This window comes from Parabacteroides sp. PF5-9 (assembly GCF_029893105.1).
In the GTDB taxonomy this organism is placed as follows: Bacteria; Bacteroidota; Bacteroidia; order Bacteroidales; family Tannerellaceae; genus JARXWG01.
In genome coordinates this window covers 18,147-39,503 of the sequence record NZ_JARXWG010000015.1, presented here as the reverse complement: position 1 = coordinate 39,503, position 21,357 = coordinate 18,147, and the positions used below count along the sequence as shown (strand labels likewise).

At 41.1% G+C, this 21,357-nt stretch carries 22 protein-coding genes and 1 tRNA gene; 9 read left to right on the top strand and 14 right to left on the bottom strand.

Going from position 1 to position 21,357, the window contains the following annotated elements; translation table 11 throughout:
* Positions 1-52: 52 nt before the first annotated feature.
* From M2135_RS09705 to porQ, 11 genes are all read right to left on the bottom strand, one after another.
* Positions 53-1,144 carry an ABC transporter permease gene (locus M2135_RS09705; RefSeq protein ID WP_280748303.1) on the bottom strand — a complete coding sequence of 364 codons (1,092 nt, stop codon included), beginning with the start codon at positions 1,142-1,144 and terminating at the stop codon, positions 53-55.
* 7 nt (positions 1,145-1,151) lie between these two features.
* Positions 1,152-2,261: an ABC transporter permease gene (locus tag M2135_RS09700; RefSeq protein WP_280748302.1), complete on the bottom strand. Its 1,110-nt coding sequence runs from the start codon at positions 2,259-2,261 to the stop codon at positions 1,152-1,154.
* A gap of 3 nt (positions 2,262-2,264) precedes the next feature.
* Positions 2,265-2,999 (bottom strand): ABC transporter ATP-binding protein, encoded by a 735-nt coding sequence (locus M2135_RS09695; RefSeq protein ID WP_280748301.1) that lies wholly within the window; start codon positions 2,997-2,999, stop codon positions 2,265-2,267.
* Positions 3,000-3,004: 5 nt separating this feature from the next.
* On the bottom strand, positions 3,005-3,934 hold the full coding sequence (locus M2135_RS09690) for an ABC transporter ATP-binding protein (protein ID WP_280748300.1): 930 nt from the start codon (positions 3,932-3,934) through the stop codon (positions 3,005-3,007).
* Between the two features lie 20 nt (positions 3,935-3,954).
* Positions 3,955-4,851, bottom strand: coding sequence for an HlyD family efflux transporter periplasmic adaptor subunit (locus tag M2135_RS09685; RefSeq protein WP_280748299.1), 897 nt, complete (start codon positions 4,849-4,851; stop codon positions 3,955-3,957).
* A gap of 56 nt (positions 4,852-4,907) precedes the next feature.
* Entirely contained in the window at positions 4,908-6,203 is a 1,296-nt protein-coding gene (locus M2135_RS09680; RefSeq protein WP_280748362.1) for a TolC family protein, read from the bottom strand.
* Between the two features lie 30 nt (positions 6,204-6,233).
* Positions 6,234-6,872, bottom strand: coding sequence for a TetR/AcrR family transcriptional regulator (locus tag M2135_RS09675; RefSeq protein ID WP_280748298.1), 639 nt, complete (start codon positions 6,870-6,872; stop codon positions 6,234-6,236).
* 119 nt (positions 6,873-6,991) lie between these two features.
* The gene (gene proS / locus M2135_RS09670) at positions 6,992-8,473 is read right to left on the bottom strand and encodes a proline--tRNA ligase (protein ID WP_280748297.1); all 1,482 of its coding nucleotides are present in this window, start codon (positions 8,471-8,473) and stop codon (positions 6,992-6,994) included.
* A gap of 530 nt (positions 8,474-9,003) precedes the next feature.
* Positions 9,004-9,882, bottom strand: a complete 879-nt coding sequence (locus M2135_RS09665) for a 4-hydroxy-3-methylbut-2-enyl diphosphate reductase (protein ID WP_280748296.1) — start codon at positions 9,880-9,882, stop codon at positions 9,004-9,006.
* Positions 9,875-10,570, bottom strand: a complete 696-nt coding sequence (cmk, locus tag M2135_RS09660) for a (d)CMP kinase (RefSeq protein ID WP_280748295.1) — start codon at positions 10,568-10,570, stop codon at positions 9,875-9,877. Before cmk ends, M2135_RS09665 begins: the two co-directional genes overlap by 8 nt.
* Before the next feature lie 15 nt (positions 10,571-10,585).
* A complete protein-coding gene (gene porQ / locus M2135_RS09655; RefSeq protein ID WP_280748294.1) occupies positions 10,586-11,584 on the bottom strand; it encodes a type IX secretion system protein PorQ in 999 nt (332 codons plus the stop codon).
* 285 nt (positions 11,585-11,869) lie between these two features.
* On the opposite strand from porQ, the gene M2135_RS09650 reads away from it, so the two are divergent.
* The 8 genes from M2135_RS09650 to M2135_RS09615 all read left to right on the top strand — a co-directional run bounded on the left by M2135_RS09650 (position 11,870) and on the right by M2135_RS09615 (position 17,004).
* Positions 11,870-12,562, top strand: coding sequence for an energy transducer TonB (locus M2135_RS09650; RefSeq protein ID WP_280748293.1), 693 nt, complete (start codon positions 11,870-11,872; stop codon positions 12,560-12,562).
* Positions 12,563-12,643: 81 nt separating this feature from the next.
* Positions 12,644-13,618, top strand: a complete 975-nt coding sequence (locus M2135_RS09645) for a polyprenyl synthetase family protein (protein ID WP_280748292.1) — start codon at positions 12,644-12,646, stop codon at positions 13,616-13,618.
* A 2-nt stretch (positions 13,619-13,620) separates the two neighbouring features.
* Positions 13,621-14,406, top strand: a complete 786-nt coding sequence (locus M2135_RS09640; protein ID WP_280748291.1) for a TatD family hydrolase — start codon at positions 13,621-13,623, stop codon at positions 14,404-14,406.
* Between the two features lie 148 nt (positions 14,407-14,554).
* A tRNA-Ser gene (locus M2135_RS09635) sits at positions 14,555-14,642 on the top strand.
* A gap of 75 nt (positions 14,643-14,717) precedes the next feature.
* Positions 14,718-15,446, top strand: coding sequence for a MotA/TolQ/ExbB proton channel family protein (locus tag M2135_RS09630; RefSeq protein ID WP_280748290.1), 729 nt, complete (start codon positions 14,718-14,720; stop codon positions 15,444-15,446).
* A gap of 8 nt (positions 15,447-15,454) precedes the next feature.
* A complete protein-coding gene (locus M2135_RS09625; RefSeq protein ID WP_280748289.1) occupies positions 15,455-15,934 on the top strand; it encodes a hypothetical protein in 480 nt (159 codons plus the stop codon).
* 12 nt (positions 15,935-15,946) lie between these two features.
* Positions 15,947-16,537, top strand: coding sequence for a biopolymer transporter ExbD (locus M2135_RS09620; RefSeq protein WP_280748288.1), 591 nt, complete (start codon positions 15,947-15,949; stop codon positions 16,535-16,537).
* Entirely contained in the window at positions 16,537-17,004 is a 468-nt protein-coding gene (locus tag M2135_RS09615) for a biopolymer transporter ExbD (protein WP_280748287.1), read from the top strand. Before M2135_RS09620 ends, M2135_RS09615 begins: the two co-directional genes overlap by 1 nt.
* A gap of 49 nt (positions 17,005-17,053) precedes the next feature.
* Here the strand turns inward: M2135_RS09615 and M2135_RS09610 are convergent, their stop codons facing one another.
* Entirely contained in the window at positions 17,054-17,596 is a 543-nt protein-coding gene (locus tag M2135_RS09610; RefSeq protein WP_280748286.1) for a GNAT family N-acetyltransferase, read from the bottom strand.
* 259 nt (positions 17,597-17,855) lie between these two features.
* Between M2135_RS09610 and M2135_RS09605 the strand changes: the two genes are divergently transcribed.
* On the top strand, positions 17,856-18,338 hold the full coding sequence (locus tag M2135_RS09605; protein WP_280748285.1) for an Lrp/AsnC ligand binding domain-containing protein: 483 nt from the start codon (positions 17,856-17,858) through the stop codon (positions 18,336-18,338).
* Between the two features lie 53 nt (positions 18,339-18,391).
* Here the strand turns inward: M2135_RS09605 and asnS are convergent, their stop codons facing one another.
* Both asnS and M2135_RS09595 read right to left on the bottom strand, forming a co-directional pair.
* The gene (asnS, locus tag M2135_RS09600) at positions 18,392-19,798 is read right to left on the bottom strand and encodes an asparagine--tRNA ligase (RefSeq protein WP_280748284.1); all 1,407 of its coding nucleotides are present in this window, start codon (positions 19,796-19,798) and stop codon (positions 18,392-18,394) included.
* A gap of 70 nt (positions 19,799-19,868) precedes the next feature.
* A complete protein-coding gene (locus M2135_RS09595; protein ID WP_280748283.1) occupies positions 19,869-21,314 on the bottom strand; it encodes a pseudouridine synthase in 1,446 nt (481 codons plus the stop codon).
* Positions 21,315-21,357: the final 43 nt, after the last annotated feature.

Below are 21,357 nucleotides of genomic sequence, written 5' to 3'. Positions count from 1 at the left end.
AACGAGGCAAAAATACTTTTTTTTTTCGTACACATCAATTCTCTTGTCCTGTTTATCCTTTCTTGCGATAACTTAAAACAGCCAGTATGTTAAAGAAAACCGCAAAAAGAACTACCACCAGAAAATGTCCGGTCATATCCATTATTCCACTCCCTTTCAGATAGATCATACGCATGACTTCTACAAAATAACGGATCGGATTAAATAAGGTCATCGTTTGCGCCCACTGAGGCATACTACTGATCGGAGTAAATAAACCACTCAATAAGGCAAAGATTATCAGGAAAAAAAAGGCAGTAAACATCGCCTGTTGCTGATTCGACGAGATGGAAGAGAGTACTAAGCCGAATCCGGTAAATGCGATCAGATATACCGCTGCAAAAAGATAGATCGTCAGGAAACTTCCGGCAGGGATTAGTCCGTAAATCAACCAGGCAATAAGCATACCGATAGTCAGAATGATAAAACCGATCACCCAGAACGGGATCAATTTGGATAATAGAAACAGGGATTTGGGAATCGGTGAAACATTGATTTGTTCGATGGTTCCTTTCTCCTTTTCACTGACGATATTCAATGCCGACAAAAAACCGGCCACTATTGTCAAAAGGAAAACCAATATGCCCGGCACCATATTATTCTTATAGCTTAGATGCGGATTAAACAGATTCGTTGAAGTCACCTGCCTTGTTGAGGTTTCAGGCAGTAATATTTTTTCAGCATTAAACCGACGAATTATCTCCGAAAGATAAGCGCTACCCATCCCTCCTTTTGTGCCATTTACCGCATTGGCAGTAATCAACAGATCGACATTCCCTTCCCGAATCAGTTCTTTTTCAAAATGCAATGGAATCTCCAGTAACAGATCGGCTTCGTCTTTTTCTATTGAGGTAATTCCCTGATCATATGAATCATAAAAATCGGTTAAAAGAAAATACCCTGAAGAGAGTGTCTTATTGACCAGTTGTTCCGAAAGTGCTGAATGGTCATGATCAATCACCCCCAGCTTGAGGTTTCGCATCTCAAAATTTGCTGCAAAAGGCAGAATAATCAGTTGTAAGACCGGAACCATAAAGATAATTTTCGGAAGAAATTTATCTCTTCTGATTTGTTTAAATTCTTTTTCAAGTAAGTATTTCAACATACGCTTTTCAATGTAAACGGACTTTGAAACGTTTCACACTCAATCCAATGATGAACAATGCCATAAACAAAAGAATCGCTACTTCTTTCATGACAGCCATTGCCGGTACTCCTTTTATCATGATATCCTTAGCGGCTATAATATACCATTTTGCCGGAACGATATTGGATAACCATTGTAAAACGAGCGGCATATTCTCTACCGGAAACATCATGCCGCTTAACAGCATCACGGGGAGCATCAGTACCATAGCACTGATAAGCATTGCAGCCTGTTGAGTATCGACTATCGTAGATATAAGTAATCCCAAAGATAATGAGACGATCGCATAAAGTATAGAGACCATGATCAGCAAATATAAACTCCCTTTTATCGGTACATCCAACAAAAAATAGGATAAAAATAAGATTGTACATATATTTACAATACTCAACAAGAGATAAGGAAGTGCTTTAGCCAGAATGATATAAATCGGTTTCAATGGAGAAACCAGCAAAATCTCCATGGTTCCCATCTCTTTCTCCTTGACAATACCGACAGAGGTCATTATGGCACAGATAAGGATTAAAATCAATCCCATCACTCCCGGCACGAAATTATAGGCACCCTTCATCAAGGGGTTGTACAACAGATGTACGACCGGAGTCATCACCGCGGATTGTGTCGCCCTCGAGCGTTCAACAGAGACACTACCTGCGGCCACTTCTGTCTGAATGATCGCTGTGGCATAGGCTGTTAATTGTGTCGCTTCATTCGGATCGGTCGCATCTACCAAGATTTGCACGGAGGCATCCGAAGAGGAGACATACTGTGGAGGAAAAACAACCACCATTTTGACATACTCACGTCGAAACAACTCCTGTATGTCCTCCTGATCATTTATTATCCCATATAAATTAAAATACTCACTGGCACTTAAACGATCGGTTATTTTCCGGGTTACATCATCGCGACTGTGATCCAATACAGCAATAGGTACTTGTTTTATTTCAGTAGTAATCGCATAACCAAAAAGAATGATGAGGATAATCGGCATGAATAACATAATCATCATCGTGCGCAGATCACGAAAAATATGATACATCTCTTTTGTCAAAAACGAAATAAATTGTTTCATCGTTTATTCTCCTCTATTTGCTTTTCGAGCCAATTCATGAAAAACCTGATTCATATCAGAAGCATGATGAGATCTTTTTAATCCGGCCGGAGTATCTAAAGCTTCTATTTTCCCATCGACCATAATGGAAACACGATTACAGTATTCGGCTTCATCCATATAATGAGTCGTTACAAATACGGTTATTCCACGAGCTGAAGCCTGATAGATCAACTCCCAGAATTGACGACGCGTGATCGGATCGACCCCTCCTGTCGGTTCATCCAAAAAGACGATCTTAGGAGCATGAATCACAGCGACAGAAAAAGCCAACTTCTGCTTCCAGCCCAATGGCAATGAATCTACCAACGTGTTCCGTTCATCCTGCATACCCAATACATTCAACAGTTCATCGGTTTTCTGATTGATCTGTTTCTGTTTCAAGCCATAAATACCCCCGAACAATCGAATATTCTCCCAGACCTTTAAATCACCATACAAGGAGAACTTCTGACTCATATAACCGATATGTTGTTTAATTTGCTCAGTCTCTTTATACACATCGTATCCGGCTACTTTGGCTTTTCCTGAAGTCGGTACGGACAAGCCACACAACATACGTATAGCTGTTGTTTTCCCTGCCCCGTTGGCTCCAAGAAAACCAAAGATTTCCCCCTCACCTACTTCAAAACTTATATGATCAACAGCGGTAAATCGTCCGAACTGTTTCGTTAATTCTTTTACTTCTATAACATTCATCCTTTTTACATCTTCTGTAGAGCCATGAAACAATCTTCTATACCTGCTTCAATCGGATTGATCTGTATATCGACATGTCCTTTTCCTTCCAAATAGACCTTTAGTTCCTGCATCAGGACACTTTCTGTTTTCCCCTTCATACTATCTTCCTGAAGGGTCAGATGTTGGGAATCACCAAAAGAATAACAGGAGTACGTTTGTGGAAACTCACGCAAATCAATCAGCAACTTATACATATCCGCCGATCTGACCGACCATAAAGGAAAATCAAAAGAGTGACGGATCTGTTCCGGAGTATCTATCGACAACGTTTGCCCCGAACGCATTAATGCAATGCGATCACAGCGTGAAGCCTCATCCATATAGGGTGTTGAAACCAGTATAGTAATCCCCTGTTTCTTCAGTTCGTCAAGCATATCCCAGAACTCGGTACGCGAAACAGGATCGACTCCGGTAGTCGGTTCATCCAGAAAAAGCACTTCGGGTCGATGAATCAAAGCACAACATAAAGCCAATTTTTGCTTCATCCCTCCGGATAGTTTACCGGCTCGACGATTTTTGAACGGTTCGATCTGTACATAAATATCCTGGATCAACTCATAATTTTCTTTGATCGTCGTGTTAAATACGGTAGCAAAAAAGGTCAGGTTTTCCTCCACTGTCAGATCCTGATACAGGGAAAATCGCCCAGGCATATATCCTACGATCGTTCGTATTTTGCGATAATCTTTAATAATATCCAGTCCGCAAACGGAAGCATTTCCTTCATCGGGCAGAATAAGTGTAGTCAGAATACGGAAAAGCGATGTTTTCCCGGCACCATCCGGACCAATCAGTCCGAATAGTTCGCCGGCTCGTACTTCGAGTGAAATATTATCCACCGCAACAACATTTCCGTAAGACTTACTTATCTGATTGATCTGTATATTATTCATGAGAAAAACCTCTCGTCAGCTTAAAATTTTGTTTCCCCATATTGCCCAATCTTGAGATAACCATCATTCTTCACCCCTATCTTTATGGCATAAACAAGATTGGCACGCTCATCTTTTGTCTGAATACCTTTGGGAGTAAACTCCGATTTATCGGAAATCCAGGTAATCGTTCCCGGATATTCTCTCCTATCATCCCCAAAATCGGCAAAAACACGAACGGTTTGCCCCAGTTTCAATTGAGACAATTGATCGGCAGTGATGTACGCCCGTAAATAGAATAGATCGACATCGGCTATTTTATACAGTGGCTTACCGGCCGACGTAATTTCACCCGGTTCGGCATATTTAGTCAAAACGGTTCCTGTCTGCGGATTAACGATCCGACTCTTCTGCAGTTGATCATCCAGCTGCATAATCTGATAAAGAATTCCTTCGGCTTCGGCATCTGCCCCACCGGTTGTTTTACTTAAGGTAGAATACTGCGCATCCAACTGTTTTTGCAAATAGGCGATATTATTCACAATATCATCCACTTGTTTCTGATTGCCAGCATTCGCTTTTACCAGATTTTCCATACGTTGTTGTTCGGTACGCGCCGTAGCGATTTGCTGCTCTAATACAGCGATCTGTTTGCGTATATCCGGTTTGCGGTAATCCACCGAGCGAAGTCCGGCCATCAACTGCATCTTTTTCAGATATAACTGTGTGCTATCTACATAGCCAACGACAGCTCCGGCTTCCAATCGGTCACCTTCTTTGATATTCAACTCCATTATTTTTCCGTTTGTCTCCGATGAGACCAGTATCTCTGTCGCTTCGAAAGCCCCTGTCGCATCAATATCCTCTTTATTTCGGCTACAGGATATAAAACCTGTCATAATCACGCTTAGTAATACTATACACTTCAATCGTTTCATATTTCATTCATTAAATTCCAGTGACTGTTCCCGCACTTGATACGGGAATGGTATTTTTATTCTATTTTATTATTCGTACTATGCAGATACGTATAAACAGCCATCAATTGTTGGATATACCGAGTCGTTCCATGCTGTTTGGCCATATCTTCTGCATTTATCTCACGGATAAGATCGGTAACCGAAATCACCCCATTTTCAAGTTTAACCTCCGCCGCCTTTTTGATATTGGAACGAAGACGTATAATCTCTTCATCCGCACGCATGAGTTCTCTTAATTTCCTGATCTCCGTACTTTGCTGCATCAGTTGAAGATTTGTATTAAACAGGAATGTTTCGCGTTGAATATCTATATTCCGCATATTTACATCCACCTTTCTTCGATCATTTTTCAGCGAATATAATTTCCCCAGATTCCAGGAAAAACGTACACCGGCAATATAAAACGGCTCAAAACTATCTTCCAGCATATTGAGGCCTGGACGCCCATAACCACCCTGAACAAACGCATTTATCCGTGGCATAATCCCGGCTGTAATCTGTTTATTCTGTGTTTCAATTAACTTACCCCGGGCCTCCAAAATACGTAACTCCGGACGATTAATCGCAGTACTCAGAGTTGTCGTAGGCAGCTGGGGTCTTTCCAGAACAACATTCTCCGCCAACTCTTTCCCTGTCAATACACTCAACATTTGTTTGTATGCACTTCGGGAAGCTCTTAATTCAATCTCTTTCTGGCGGGCATTCAACAATTCTACCTCCAGGCTCTCCTTATCCGATTGGTTGGCAACTCCATTACTCATCATAGCCACGATACGGTCGATATTCACCTGTAATTCATGTTGAAGCAGTTCATTCTGCCGAATCAGTTCATCCTGAAGCAGACAACCGAAATAGAGTTGATTAACACGATCATTCAGTGCATACAGATCACTCTCCAACTGTTCACGGTTTACGGTTGCTTCGACCCGGCTCAACTCCCGTGTCGAACGAATAATCCCCCCATCCCAGATCGTCTGGTTTAGCTCAGCCGTCACCTGGTATTGATCTTTACTAAGTGTAGGAATATCAAATCCCGGAAGAACAGCAGTAAGTTTTTCCGTATCAAACGGTAGTTTGGTCACCTCATTCTGATAGGAAGCTTTCCCGCTTACGGTGAGTTGCGGTAGCCAACCCTTGCCTGCATTCGACAGATTATACTGTTCCGTTTGATCGATCAGTCCAAACTGACGGATCTGTGGGTAGTTATGCTTTGCCCACTCATAACATTGAAAAAGCGTGATATTTTCCTGTCCCGTCACAGATCCGACTAAAAATATATTTATCAACAAGATGATCCGTAATTTTTCGATTATTCCAGATTGATGCATAAGTTTATGAATTTATTTATCCGTTTTTTCAGGCGTTAATAAATGAAGGATTATTTCGGTTATACGGGATGTTCGCCCAAGAATGTATTCATCGAATTTCTCCTCCTCGCTATCCAGGAAAACATCGGTCAGCGGCTTGCGTATTAACAGCGGAAATACAATCATACTGACTATGGCGATAAACAGATCCATCAACACCATTTTTCGTATGATCCCTTTATCCATCTCTTCCTGCAGCTGAGTTCTCATACGAATAAGCGGTTCTATTTGTTGCGTTTTTTTAAAAAAGGCCTGATACAAATGTTCAGGATCACGATTAACTTCGCTGACCACAAATATGGGAAGCAACATATTATCGTATAAGACCGACGTGTATTCCTGAATAATAAGAGGCATTTTATCCAACATTGTTCCTTCCTGATCCATCACCTTTTTGATATTCGGAAGCAAATGATCCAATAACTGTCCGAAAATAGCATCGAATAAAACCTCTTTCGTTCGAAAATAATAATGTAAAGCTGTCCGTCCAATCCCTATTTCCTGAGCAATATCACTCATTGTCGTTCGCACAAACCCCTGTCTGACAAAAACTTTTTTGGCAGCCTCTATAATACGGGATTCTACATCCTCTGTTTCATTTGATACATGCATGATCAATTGTTATTAAATGTTTTGACAATCATGTCTGACATACGTGTCAAAAATAGATTAAAAAAAGAGAGAAACCAAAAAGCTTCTCTCTTTTAGACTATTTTAACTCTAGTTGCTTTTCAATAAGCCCGGGCAAAAACAACGCGTTGTGCAGACGGACAGCCAGTCACCATACACTTCCCAGGGGTTTTATCACCTTCTAACGGTATACACCGGATCGTTGCTTTTGTTTCGTTCTTGATGCGTTCTTCCGTTTCCGGAGTTCCATCCCAATGCGCCAGGATAAAGACACCTTCTTCTATTCTTTCCTTAAACTCTTCATAGGTCTCTACAGAAACCATATGCGACTCCCGGAAATCGTAAGCCTTTTGATAAATATTCTGCTGAATATCTTCCAACAGATTCTTTACATATTCTTCTATACCGTCGCAAGAGATCGTTTCCTTTTCCAGTTTATCCCGACGCATCACTTCGATCGTGTTATTTTCCAGATCACGTCCTCCCATCGCCAAGCGTACCGGAACACCTTTCAACTCATATTCGGCAAATTTCCATCCCGGTTTCTTGTTGTCGGCATCATCAAATTTAACAGAAACACCCAGTTTTTTCAGGTTCGCTACAATTCCGTTCACTTTCTCACGGATCTGATTCAACTGCTCTTCATTGCGGTAGATAGGAACAATAACCACCTGTATCGGTGCCAATAAAGGAGGCAATACCAACCCATTATCATCCGAATGACACATAATCAATGCACCAACCAAGCGCGTGGAGACTCCCCATGAAGTAGCCCAGGCGTATTCTTGCTTACCATTCTGATCGATGAAAGTCACATCGAATGCTTTTCCAAAATTCTGACCTAAGAAATGAGACGTACCGGCCTGCAACGCTTTCCCATCCTGCATCATCGCTTCGATCGTATAAGTATCTTCGGCTCCCGCAAAACGTTCGTTTTCGGATTTTAGCCCTTTTATAACAGGCATAGCCATATATTTCTCAGCAAAATTGGCATATACCCCCTGCATCTGACGGGTTTCAACCTCCGCCTCTTCACGGGTAGCATGCGCCGTATGCCCTTCTTGCCATAAGAATTCGGCCGTCCGAAGAAACAGACGTGTACGCATTTCCCAACGCATCACATTGGCCCATTGATTGACCAGAATAGGTAGATCACGATACGATTGTATCCAGTTGCGATAAGTATTCCATATAATCGTTTCCGAAGTCGGACGAATAATCAGTTCTTCTTCCAGCTTGGCCGCCGGATCGACCACCACCCCTGCTCCATCAGGATCATTCTTGAGGCGATAATGGGTAACAACTGCACACTCCTTGGCAAAACCTTCGACATGCTGTGCTTCCTTACTTAAAAAAGACTTAGGTATCAATAAGGGGAAATAAGCATTCACGTGACCGGTTTCTTTGAACATATCGTCCAACACACGCTGCATCTTTTCCCAGATGGCATACCCGTATGGTTTAATCACCATACATCCACGCACGGCAGAGTTTTCTGCCAATTCCGCCTTAATTACCAAATCCTGATACCATTGCGAATAATTTTCGCTCCTTTTGGTAAGTTCTTTCAGCTCTTTTGCCATTTCGCTTAATTCTAAATTTGACCTTAATAATCTCGTTTTTAGTGGGTGGCAAAGGTAAGAAATATTTATTTACCCTGTACCTATCATCTAATCTTTCACCCCCCAGATGAAAATCAGTAAATAATCGAACCGCTTTTGCCCTGCCTATTCTTTCGGTTGGCTTTCGAAAAACACACATCCATTTTCCTACATCATACCAAGAATATAAAAACATCACTATGAACCTTTTAATGCAACACCTGCGTCTATTTTTTGTTACACCTACCTCTGTTTTCTGTTAGAGGTACGTCTAAAACAATTTAGAGGTACGTCTAAATCCGTTTAGAGGTACGTGTAAAATCATTTAGAGGTACCTCTAACAAAAAAGTGTTTCTGATGCATCAAATAAACCGACAGCAACGTAACGGTTTTTGTTTGGATCCGTTCACGGAACAGTACTGCAAAAGGGCATTTTGTTATCCGTTTCATTTTCAGGGACAACACAGATTTAATGGAAAGTTTATCGATTCTATCGAAAAAACCTCTTTGATCTACTGATTCATATTATTGATGAGATGGATACGGGTAGCGACATCCTCCATCAACCACTTTGGCGTAGAGGTTGCACCACAGACTCCGACTGTATGCACAAAATCGGGTAATGGATCTGTAATCTCTTCAGGCGAAGAGATAAAACAGGTATTGGGATTCGCTTTACGACACTCCTCAAAAAGTATTTTCCCGTTCGAACTTTTTGTGCCGGCCACAAAATAGATCCAATCATGAGTTGAGGCAAATCGCTTTATATTGGGTAAGCGGTTGACTACTTGGCGACAAATCGTATCATAAAATTCAAACCTTACCCCTTCGTTGAGGCGTTCACGTATCTCAGTCACAACACTTTTAAAGCCATCCAAGGATTTTGTGGTCTGCGAGAAAAGAATGATATCATGCGTATAATCCAGTTGATCGAGATCTTCTATTTTTTCAATGACAATGGCCGTTCCGGCTGTCTGTCCGACCAAACCATTGACTTCGGCATGCCCTCTTTTACCATAAATAACTAATTGGGTATTATGTGCACGATTTTCAATATAACATTTATGGATTTTATGTTGTAAGCGCAAAACTACAGGACAGGTCGCATCGATAATTTCAACCTCATTCTTCCGGGCGATCTGATAGGTCGAAGGGGGTTCGCCATGCGCCCGAAGCAATACTTTCCCTCCTTTCAGCTGCTCCAATCCTCGATGATCGATGGTTTGAAGACCACGTTGCTCAAGCCGCTCTACCTCAAGACTATTGTGTACGATATCGCCCAGGCAGTATAAGATCTCATCCGATTTATTCAGTTCACGCTCTGCATTCGCGATCGCATTCACGACACCAAAACAAAACCCGGAACCTTTGTCTATTTCAACCTTAACCATTCAGGGATACCGCCTTTTTATAATGTGTCAACAACCAATTTTTCTGTTCTTCCAAGGTCATAAACGAGTTATCCAAAACAACAGCATCTTCAGCCTGTACAAGAGGTCCCTCTTTACGAGTTGTATCGATATGGTCACGCTTTTTTACATTCGCCAACACCTCTTCATAAGAGGTCTTTAATCCTTTCGCGTTCAGTTCATCCACCCGACGCTGGGCACGTACTTCCGGAGAAGCTGTTACAAAGATTTTCAGTTCTGCATCCGGAAAAACAACCGTTCCGACATCACGTCCATCCATCACAACTCCTTTATGGCGCCCCATCTCTTGTTGTTGAGCCACAAGCACACGACGAACAAATCCAAGCGCAGCCACAAAACTCACCCGCTCTGCCACATCCATCTCGCGTATTCGCTGTTCAACATTTACGCCATTCAAATAGGTGTCGGGGCGACCAGACTCTTCGTTCAGCCGAAAAGAGATACTGATATCAGACATCTGTTGTTCCAACTGGTCGGCATCAACCTCCTCTCCTTTAAACAACTGATGTTGAATAGCATAAAGAGTCACAGCGCGATACATCGCACCTGTATCGATATAAATATAACCAATCTCACGCGCAAGATCTTTCGCCATAGTGCTCTTTCCACTCGACGAATACCCATCAATAGCTATTGTAATCTTCTTCATATATCTCTATTTACATCAAGGTTTGAAATCAGCAAAGGTTGTCGATATACTCAACATCATAGCCATGGCCGACGGATGGTAGCGAGCCATAGAGACGCCGACATCAAACATTTTGATTTTTACACCCGCCCCTGCTGAAAAACCGCCTAATTTATTTCCATTCTGCAACTTCATATCCATATTCCGCTTCGGATTGAATCCGATTCCGATCCAGAAATTTTCGGACGGAACAAAGTCGACACCAATCACTAAATGTTTGGCCAATGTCTTCCCAAAATTATCCCCTTCATACGCTTTGTCATTATTATCGACAAACTCCATTTTCCATTTATTGAGATACATAGCCATAAGCGAGAGCCGTATAGGGGCATGAGCCATTTTTTTAGTGATACCCAGCTGAATATCCCAAGGCATTTTCTGCCGTTCATCTTCATACGGTTTGAGTTGGGCGCCAATATTCTTTAATACAAAACCAAAAGAGAACGCTTTCTCTGCATCATAATAACTCAAACCGGCATCTACCCCAATCCCCAATGAAGTGAAATCGGCAAAACCGGAATAAAGAAATTTCAAGGAGAGTCCTCCGCGCCATTTCTCACTCAGGTCGTAGGCATAAAAGGCATTCAGGCTGATATCATTGGCCGAAAAGTCGCCGATAATCTGACTTTCCGGCAAAGCTTCTTTGAAATTTCCATAATTGATATAAGTCACTCCGGCTCCCCATGCCGCACGTTCACCTGCCGCTTTGGTATACAAGGCACTTCCTACATTAATATCTGCTATATAATTCATATAGTTCAGATTCATCATTCCATCCATCTCACCGCCCAGTAGTCCCGGATTGTGAAAGATCAACGAAGGATCGCGCTCTATTAAAGCGATAGCATGCCCACCCAATGCATTTGCCCGGGTAGAAGAAGGATAGCGCAAAAAGGAGAAAACTTCGTCCCCGTTCTGAGCAAAAGTCGTCAGTGTAATAAAGGAGAACAGAAGCAGATATAATCTATTTCGCATATTTTATTCACAAAAAAATCGTCCAAAGATACGTTATTTCAGAAAATTGTTTTTACTTTACAGCCGCAAATAAAATCGGGTCCGGAATTTTGGATTGAGATCAATTTGCCTACTTAATGAAACGGTAAAAAACACAAAAAGGTATATCCTATTTGTTTTTTACGCTAAAAAAAGCAAAAATCAGAGAGTTTTCTTATTTTTGCATTTGAATATAATCCTGGAAACAGGATTTATGTTGTACTTTTGTCATACAGGAAAAACACATTTTAATTTATAGTATATAATATGGAAGTAAAAAAATCACCGAAAGCAGATCTGGAAAGCGGTAAAACAATGAGTCTACTTATGGGACTTGTTATTGCTTTAGCCGTTGTGTTTGTTGGGTTCGAATGGGGAACTCGCGACGTTCTGATCGTTACTGCAAGTGATGGTGTTGCAGACATCATTGCTGAGGAAGAAATTGAAATAACAAGGCCGGAGAACACTCCGCCCCCACCACCTCCGCCGCCGGCACCCGCCGCTGTTGAGGTTTTAAATATTGTTGAAGATGATGTCGAAGTGGCCAGTGTAGAAATTGTATCCTCTGAGGATAATCAAGCAGAAGCTCAGGCTCAGACTTATGTCGCCCCAACAATCGTTGAAGACGAAGAAGAGTCGGCTCAACAGATTTTCACCGTGGTAGAAGATATGCCTCAATTCCCGGGAGGAGATCAGGAGTTATTGAAATTTATTTCGCGCTCTATCAAATATCCGGTTATTGCACAGGAAAATGGTATCCAAGGTCGTGTCGTTGTATCATTCGTGGTCAACCGTGACGGAACTGTTGTTGATGCAGAAGTTGTTCGTGGTGTAGACCCGGCATTAGATAAAGAAGCATTACGTGTGGTAAACACCATGCCCAAATGGAAACCGGGTATGCAAAGAGGGAAACCTGTACGTGTAAAATATACAGTTCCTATTATGTTTAGATTACAGTAATCATACATACAAAGAGAAAGGCTGCTCAAATTTGCAGCCTTTTTTATTCTATTTTTTTTAAATCCCGAATGGTATATACAGATGAACTCTTTTGAAGAAACGCTCCAACGAATAGATAACGAGATCGCGCATTTAAAGTTTGACCGCCAACCAGGAAGTTTATACGATCCGATAAAATACATTCTTTCTTTAGGCGGTAAAAGAATCAGACCGGCTTTAGCCTTACTGGCCGGGAATATATACAACAACAATATTGACCATGTTGTTTTGCCGGCTTTAGGGCTGGAAGTATTCCACAACTTCACACTACTCCATGACGATCTGATGGACGAAGCCGACAAACGGAGAAACAAACCGACAGTTCATAAAGTCTGGAATGCCAATGCGGCCATACTCTCCGGAGATGCAATGTTAATACAAGCGTATCAGCTTATCTGCTCAACAAAATCCGAACATCTGAAAGAGATTCTCGACCTGTTTAGTATCACCGCCTTGGAGATCTGCGAAGGACAGCAGCTGGATATGGAATTTGAATCGCGCTTGGATGTCAATGAAGCGGAGTACCTGGAGATGATCAAACTCAAAACCGCTGTCCTGATCGCTTGTTGCTTGAAAACAGGCGCCATACTGGGAGGAGCACCCAAAGAAGATGCTGAAAATTTATACGTATGCGGCATAAACATCGGCCTGGCTTTTCAATTGAAAGATGACTATTTAGATGTATTCGGCGATCCCCAAACATTCGGGAAAAACATAGGAGGAGACATCTTGTGTAACAAAAAAACATTCCTCTTGATAAACGCTCTGAAATTGGCCGATCAGGAACAAAAAGAACAATTACTTTATTGGCTCAATCAAGATACATTTGATCCAGCTGAAAAAATCAGTGCCGTAAAAAAAATATTCACAGAACTGCAACTCGATAAATTAAGCGAAACCAAAATGAAGGCTTATTATACGAAAGCATTACAACATATACAAGCTTTATATGTTTCGCCTAAAAAAACAAAAATACTGGAAGATCTTTTTGATCAGTTGATGTATCGCCAGTCGTAACCATGCCATTGATAGACACCCACTCGCACCTTTATCTGGAAGATTTTGATCCGGAACAACCGCAACTGATTCATGAGGCTGTGGCTTCAGGAATCTCTAAACTATTGTTGCCGAATGTTGATCTAACAACTATTGAACGCATGCATCAATTAGCAGATCAATACCCGGAATTTGCCTATCCTATGATGGGACTGCACCCGACAAGTGTCAACAAAAATTATGCAACAGATTTAAAAGAGATCGAATCCTGGTTGCATAAACGCTCTTATTGTGCGATTGGAGAGATCGGAATTGACCTGTACTGGGACAAGACCTACCTGAAAGAGCAAAAAACTGTATTCACAGAACAATTAAAATGGAGCGTTGCACTCGATTTGCCGGTAGCCATTCATACGCGTGATGCATTCCCCGAAGTTTTAGCGTGTATTCATGCTGTTGGTTCGGACAAACTACATGGCGTTTTCCATAGCTTTGGTGGCACAATTGACGAGTTGAATGAGATCAAAAAACTGACCCGTTTTAAGATCGGCATTAACGGAGTTGTCACCTTTAAAAATGCCAACCTGACAGAAACACTGAAACAGACCGACATCAATCACATCGTATTAGAAACCGACGCCCCTTATTTGGCTCCCGTCCCTTACAGAGGGAAAAGAAATAACCCGATATACATCTGGAAAGTAGCTGAAAAGTTAGCTCAAATATATCATTTACCCTTAGAAAAAGTCATTGAAAGCACAAGTAACAATGCGTTGATGTTGTTTCAAAACATATCTTCGCACATATAAATATATTTTTTAACAATAAGCCGGAATTTATTTGATGGATATTGCTTTTATGTCGAACAAAAACTATAGATTTGTGCACCGAAACATTTGCATATGCGATTTTTTTCGTATTTTGCGCTCGTTTTGGACGGAGATGAAAGCGCATATTGGAGAGATGCTCGAGTGGTTGAAGAGGCACGCCTGGAAAGCGTGTATACGCCTAAAGCGTATCGCGGGTTCGAATCCCGCTCTCTCCGCAATAAATAATACCATGAAGATTATAAACAATTAAATCAAATAGAGAATTATTAATCTTAAAAATTAAACACACAATGAAAAAGTTATTTGCAAAAGCATTCTTGGGTTTGTGCGCCCTTGGAACCTCTACTGTAGCATTCGCGCAGGAAGCCGTTGTTGAAGGTGGTATGCACCAGGCTTTAAAAACTAAGTTTATCGAAGGTAGTGCCGACTTTATGAGTTTGCCAGCTATTGCTTTAATCCTTGGTTTGGCTTTCTGTTTGGAAAGAATTATTTACTTGAATCTGGCAGACACAAACGCAGACAAATTGTTACGCGGCATTGAAGAAGCTCTTGATAAAGGTGACGTAGAAGGTGCTAAAGCAATCGCACGCGACACAAGAGGTCCTATTGCTTCTATTGCATATCAAGGATTGATGAGAATTGATCAAGGTGTTGATATCGTTGAAAAATCTGTTGTTTCTTACGGTGGTGTACAAAGTGGTTTGTTAGAAAAGAACCTTTCTTGGGTTACCTTGTTTATCGCTATGGCTCCTTCATTAGGATTCTTGGGAACAGTAGTAGGGATGGTAATGGCATTCGACAAAATTGAGCAAGTTGGTGATATCAGTCCAACAGTTGTAGCCGGTGGTATGAAAGTGGCTTTGATCACAACAATCTTCGGTCTTATCGTTGCTTTGGTTCTTCAGGTGTTCTACAACTATCTGTTGAGTAAACTGGAAGGCATTTTGAATAAGATGGAAGACGCGTCTATCACATTAGTTGATATGGTGCTTAAATACTACGTGAAATTTAAAAAATAATACAGACTATGGCTGTTACTAAAATAAGAAAAATATCAAGTTGGACCCTTATAGCTTGTACTGTTATCACATTGGTGGTAATAGGCTTGTTCTTCCTTGGAGGAGACAATGAGCCGCTAAAGGGTGAATTGTGGAATCCTATACATGTCGATACTATATTATATTGGCAATATATATTGTTAGGATTAACTACTGCTGCTACATTAATATTCGGAATTTGGCAATTTGCTGTTAATTTCAAAGACAACCCTAAAGGAGGAATTACTGGACTGGTAATCCTAGGATTGTTTGCTGCGTTGTTATTCATTACTTATGCAATAGGAGACGGTAATGCTCTGCCTAATATAATGAACTCAGAAGCACAAGCTTATAATATCCCATTCTGGTTGAAGATAAGCGATATGTTTTTGTATTCCACTTATGCACTGATAGGCTTGGTTATTCTTGCAATTTTTGCAGGTAGTATTAAGAAAATTCTGGATAAATAACAAAAAAGTATTATGGCAGGTAAAAAAAGAAAAACACCAGGGATTAATGGTACTTCTTCAGCCGATATTGCTTTTATGTTGCTGTTATTCTTCCTTTTAACATCTTCAATGGATACAGACAGAGGTTTACCCAGACGTTTACCTCAGCCTATTCCAAAAGATCAGAAAACTGATGATGTAGATATTAAAAAGAGAAACATTCTTGTAGTGTTGATTAACAGTCAGAATCAGATTCTCTGTAACAATGAGTTTATCGATATCAAGCAACTGAAAGACAAGGTAAAAGAATTTATCGAAAATCCTTTTAACGACGAGCATAAGCCAGAAAAAGTGGAGGAAGATGTTCCTTACTTCGGGCAAATGATGGTGACGAAAAATCACGTTATTTCGCTACAGAATGACCGTGGTACGCAATACCAATCTTACATTGATGTACAGAATGAATTAGCTGCTGCATACAATGAGTTAAGGGACGACATCTCAACTAAAAAATTCGGCAAAGTATTTATCGAATTAGATGAAGAACAACAAGCTGCTGTTCAGAAAGTCTATCCACAGAAGATTTCTGAAGCAGAACCTAAAAATTATGGAGGGAACAATTAATGGGAAAATTTAATAAAACCGGCGGACGTGAGATGCCTGAATTAAATACCTCATCATTGCCTGACTTGGTATTTGCGTTCTTGTTCTTCATTATGATGGTAACAACAATGCGTGAGGTATCTTTGAAAGTCGTATTCCGGTCGCCACAAGCTACGGAATTGCAAAAACTGGAAAAGAAATCATTGGTAACATTCATTTATGTAGGAGAACCAACCGTTGAGTTCCGTGCACAAATGGGTACCGCTACACGTATTCAGCTGAATGATGCATTTGCAGAAGTATCAGAAATTCAAGATTACATTGCACAGGAAAAGTCAAGTATGAAAGAAGAAGATGCTCCTTTTATGACTGTATCTATCAAAGCAGATAGAGAAACACAGATGGGGCTTATCACTGATATCAAACAAGCGCTTCGTGAAGCATATGCTCTAAAAATTAGTTATTCGGCGACACCACGTGTCAACTAGAATAATTTTTATGATACTAAAAAAGGCAGGACTAAAATCCTGCCTTTTTTTATTTTATACCATAGACTTCGGTATAAATAAACGTCTTTATTTCGTCAAACCGATCATGCATATGAGTCATTCCATAAGTCATCAGACGCATTTCAAACCACGAATCGCCTACACGATAGGGAGGTTGAAAATAGATATGATCATCTAACACATACCCTAAACGTTCGTAAAAGCCAACTCTTCGCCGACTCATCTCGTCATTTGGCATTTCTACCTCCAGAACTACCGCCCTATTATTAACTTTCATAAATTCTTTCAGAGCCTTTCCCCCCACTCCATCATTTCGCGCAGATTCATCAATCGCAAAATGCTCGATATATACAAAATCAGCCAATTCCCATGCAGTGATAAATCCGACATAACTGTCATCACGTAATAGAACATATACCGTAAAACAGGATTTTTTGTCTATCAACTCCCTGATTAAGTAAAAATCACGCCGCTCTTCTACCGGAAAGGAAGTGTTGTATGTCTGCTCAATTCGTTCCAACACTTCATCTGTATTATTCTCTACAGGCAAGCAAGTTATCCTTTCATTCATCTTTATTCATTTTCAAATTCCCTAAAAGCAAATAGTTGTCATATTGAGCCTCCAAAATTACAACTATTTTCAGTTTCCCTCCAAATGAATATTGAATACTGCTCCAGCTGAAAAATCAACCAACGGGAATAAAGAAGGAGTAAATAAAGTTTTAAATTTGTTTCAATATTCGAATAAAGTTTTCAAACTATCATAAATTCATTACATTTGTATCAGAAATGTAAGCATCAGACAAATAACACTATAAACAGATATCAGAATGGCACAACATCAATTAGATGAATTAGATGAAAAGATATTGAAACTCATTATCGGGAATGCCCGCATGCCTTTTTTGGAAGTAGCAAGGGAGTGTAATGTATCAGGAGCTGCAATCCATCAACGCATCCAAAAATTAACGAATATGGGAGTCATCAAGGGATCCGAATTTACCGTAGACAACACAAAAGTCGGATATGAGACCTGTGCCTATATGGGTTTATTCCTGCAAAATCCAGGACAGTTCCCTGCCGTCACTGAAGCATTGAAGAAGATTCCTGAAGTCGTTGAATGTCATTATACGACAGGGCAGTATGATTTATTTATCAAAATATATGCTAAGAACAATCAACATTTACTGAAAATCATACATACAAAACTACAGCCATTGGGATTGGCACGTACCGAATCGCTGATCTCATTCAAAGAAGCCTTCAAACGACAAATCCCGATCAACTTTGAAGAAGAAAATGAACAGATATAAAAAAGTCCCGGTTTAATCTATGAACCGGGACTTTTTTATATCGTATCAGAACATTAAAATTCCGCATTTTTAGGAGTTCGCGGGAAAGGTATCACATCACGGATATTCGTCATTCCCGTAACAAAAAGAAGTAAGCGTTCAAAACCAAGCCCAAATCCGGCATGTGGCGCTGTGCCGAATCGACGGGTATCCAGATACCACCAGATATCTTTTTCGGGAAGTCCCATCTCCGTTGCACGGGTTAATAGCTTATCGTAATCTTCTTCACGCTGAGATCCGCCAATGATCTCCCCGATTTTAGGGAATAACACATCCATTGCACGAACCGTTTTTCCATCATCATTCTGTTTCATATAAAAAGCCTTGATCTCCTTCGGATAATCAGTCAGAATAACCGGTCGTTTGAAATGCTCTTCAACCAGATAGCGTTCGTGCTCAGAGGCCAGATCGGCTCCCCAATAGATCGGAAATTCGAACTTATGCCCTTTGGCAACCGCCCCTTCGAGGATCGCAATCCCTTCGGTATAAGGTAAACGCACAAACTCATCTTTTAAAACGCTCTCCAGACGTTCAATCAACCCTTTATCAAACATATCATTCAGGAACTTCACATCGTCGCTGCAGTTATCCAAAGCCCATTGTACACAATACTTGATAAAATCTTCGGCCAGATCCATATTCTCTTTGATCTCATTGAACGCCACTTCAGGCTCTATCATCCAGAATTCAGCCAGATGTCTCGGAGTATTGGAGTTCTCTGCACGGAAAGTCGGTCCAAATGTATAAATCGCTCCTAAAGCCATTGCCGCCAATTCGCCTTCCAGCTGCCCGGAAACGGTCAGACTTGTCGGCTTTCCAAAGAAATCTTTATCGTAAAGAATCGATCCGTTCTCATCCTTTTCCAGTTCATACAGGTTTTGTGTGGTTACCTGAAACATTTGTCCGGCACCTTCACAATCGGAAGCTGTTATAATAGGGGTATGGAAATAAAAGAATCCTTTGTCGTGAAAAAATTGATGAATCGCTATTGCCATGTGATGACGAATACGGAAAACGGCTCCAAAGGTATTCGTTCGTGGGCGCAAATGAGCGATTTCACGTAGAAACTCCATCGAATGACCTTTTTTCTGCAAAGGATAAGTAGCCGGATCTGCCGTTCCGTAAATCTCGATCTCGGTTGCCTGAATTTCCGCACTTTGGCCTTTCCCTTGCGACTCCACCAACAGACCGTTCACACTGATACATGCGCCGGTGGTAATCGGTTTTAAAAACTCTTCACCCAACTGATCCACGTCCACAACAATCTGAACATTATTGATTGTAGAACCGTCATTTAAAGCAATAAAATTGACTTGTTTACTACCTCTGCGGGTACGCACCCATCCTCTTACATTCACGGTCGTACCAAAAGCATCACTTTTCAGTACATCTACAATTTTTGTTCTACTAATTGTTTCCATATTATTACCTTACTATAAAATAATTCAAACAAGATAGCCGGTTTTCTATTAACCGGCTATCTTTTTATGTTTATTCAAAAGCTCCCATTCTGAGAGCATTCACTTCTCTTTCATTCAGATAGCGCCATTTTCCCCGGCTTAAATTCTTCTTCGTAAGACCGGCAAAATAAACCCGATCCAGTTTCACCACATGATACCCTAGTGATTCGAATATACGACGAACAATCCGATTTCGTCCGGAATGAATCTCTATTCCCACCTGGCTCTTATCATACTCGCTGGCATAACTAATTGCATCGGCATGGATCTCACCATCTTCCAATTCAAGGCCATTGGCGATTTTTTCCATATCTTCGATAGCCACATTTTTATCCAACCAAACATGATAAATCTTTTTCTTCTTAAATGAAGGATGGGTCAACTTAGATGCCAAATCACCATCATTGGTCAAGAGTAATACACCGGTTGTATTACGGTCGAGACGCCCAACCGGATAAATACGCTCTGTACAAGCATGCTTGACCAGATCCATCACTGTCCGACGATCTTTCGGATCATCTGAAGTTGTCACACAATTTCTCGGCTTATTCAATACAATATACACCTTACTCTCAATCTGAACCGGTTGATCATGGAAAATAACCTGATCCTGTCTGGTTATCTTTGTTCCCAGTTCTGTCACAACTTCTCCATTCACTTTTACTGCTCCAGCCTGAATAAATTCATCAGCCTCACGCCGTGAACATACGCCAGCATTGGATAAGAATTTGTTCAAACGGATCGGTTCATTGGGATCTGCTAGTACTTCCTTGTATTTTAACTGTTTCTGGAAACTATACTTGGCATTAGGATTATAATTTCCACCCCCGCCTCCCGGACGACGGTTATTGTTCATCGGACGACGGTTATTTCCATAACCACCTCCATTATTGCCATAGCCACTATTATTACCATAGCCTCCTTGGCGATTGCCATATGACGGACGTCCACCAGTTCCACGATTATCATACGTATTCGGGCGGGTATCACCCACGCGTGGTCTCCTTTTTTTCAGCCCATCATTTCCGTAAGAGTCGCCTGAAGGTGAAGATGAGTAAGGTCTGTCAGAGTCATTATTATATTGTGGTCTTCCGCCTCCTTCATACTGATTGCCGTATGACGGACGATTGTTCCCATACGAAGGACGGTTATATCCTCCACCTTGATTACCATATCCACCACGGGTATTATTCCCGTAAGAGCCTCGGTTACCATATCCGCCGTCACGGTTATCATACGAGCGCATACGATTCTGGTTGCCATAAGTAGACTGGTTGTTTCCATAAGACCGATTATATCCTCCACCACGCTCATCCCGTGGCTGGCGATTGTAAGGTCTTCGTTCATAGTTACCTTCCGGTTGATAGCCTTGATTATAAGGTCTTCTTCCACCTTCTTGGTCTGTGTTTTCCCTCCTGATACTTGGTATCACTTTTCTGGGGCGCGGTTGAGATTCATCTCTTTCTTCTGTATCCATTGTTCTTGATTAATAAAAATTAACAATAAGCAGCCTCCCGGTT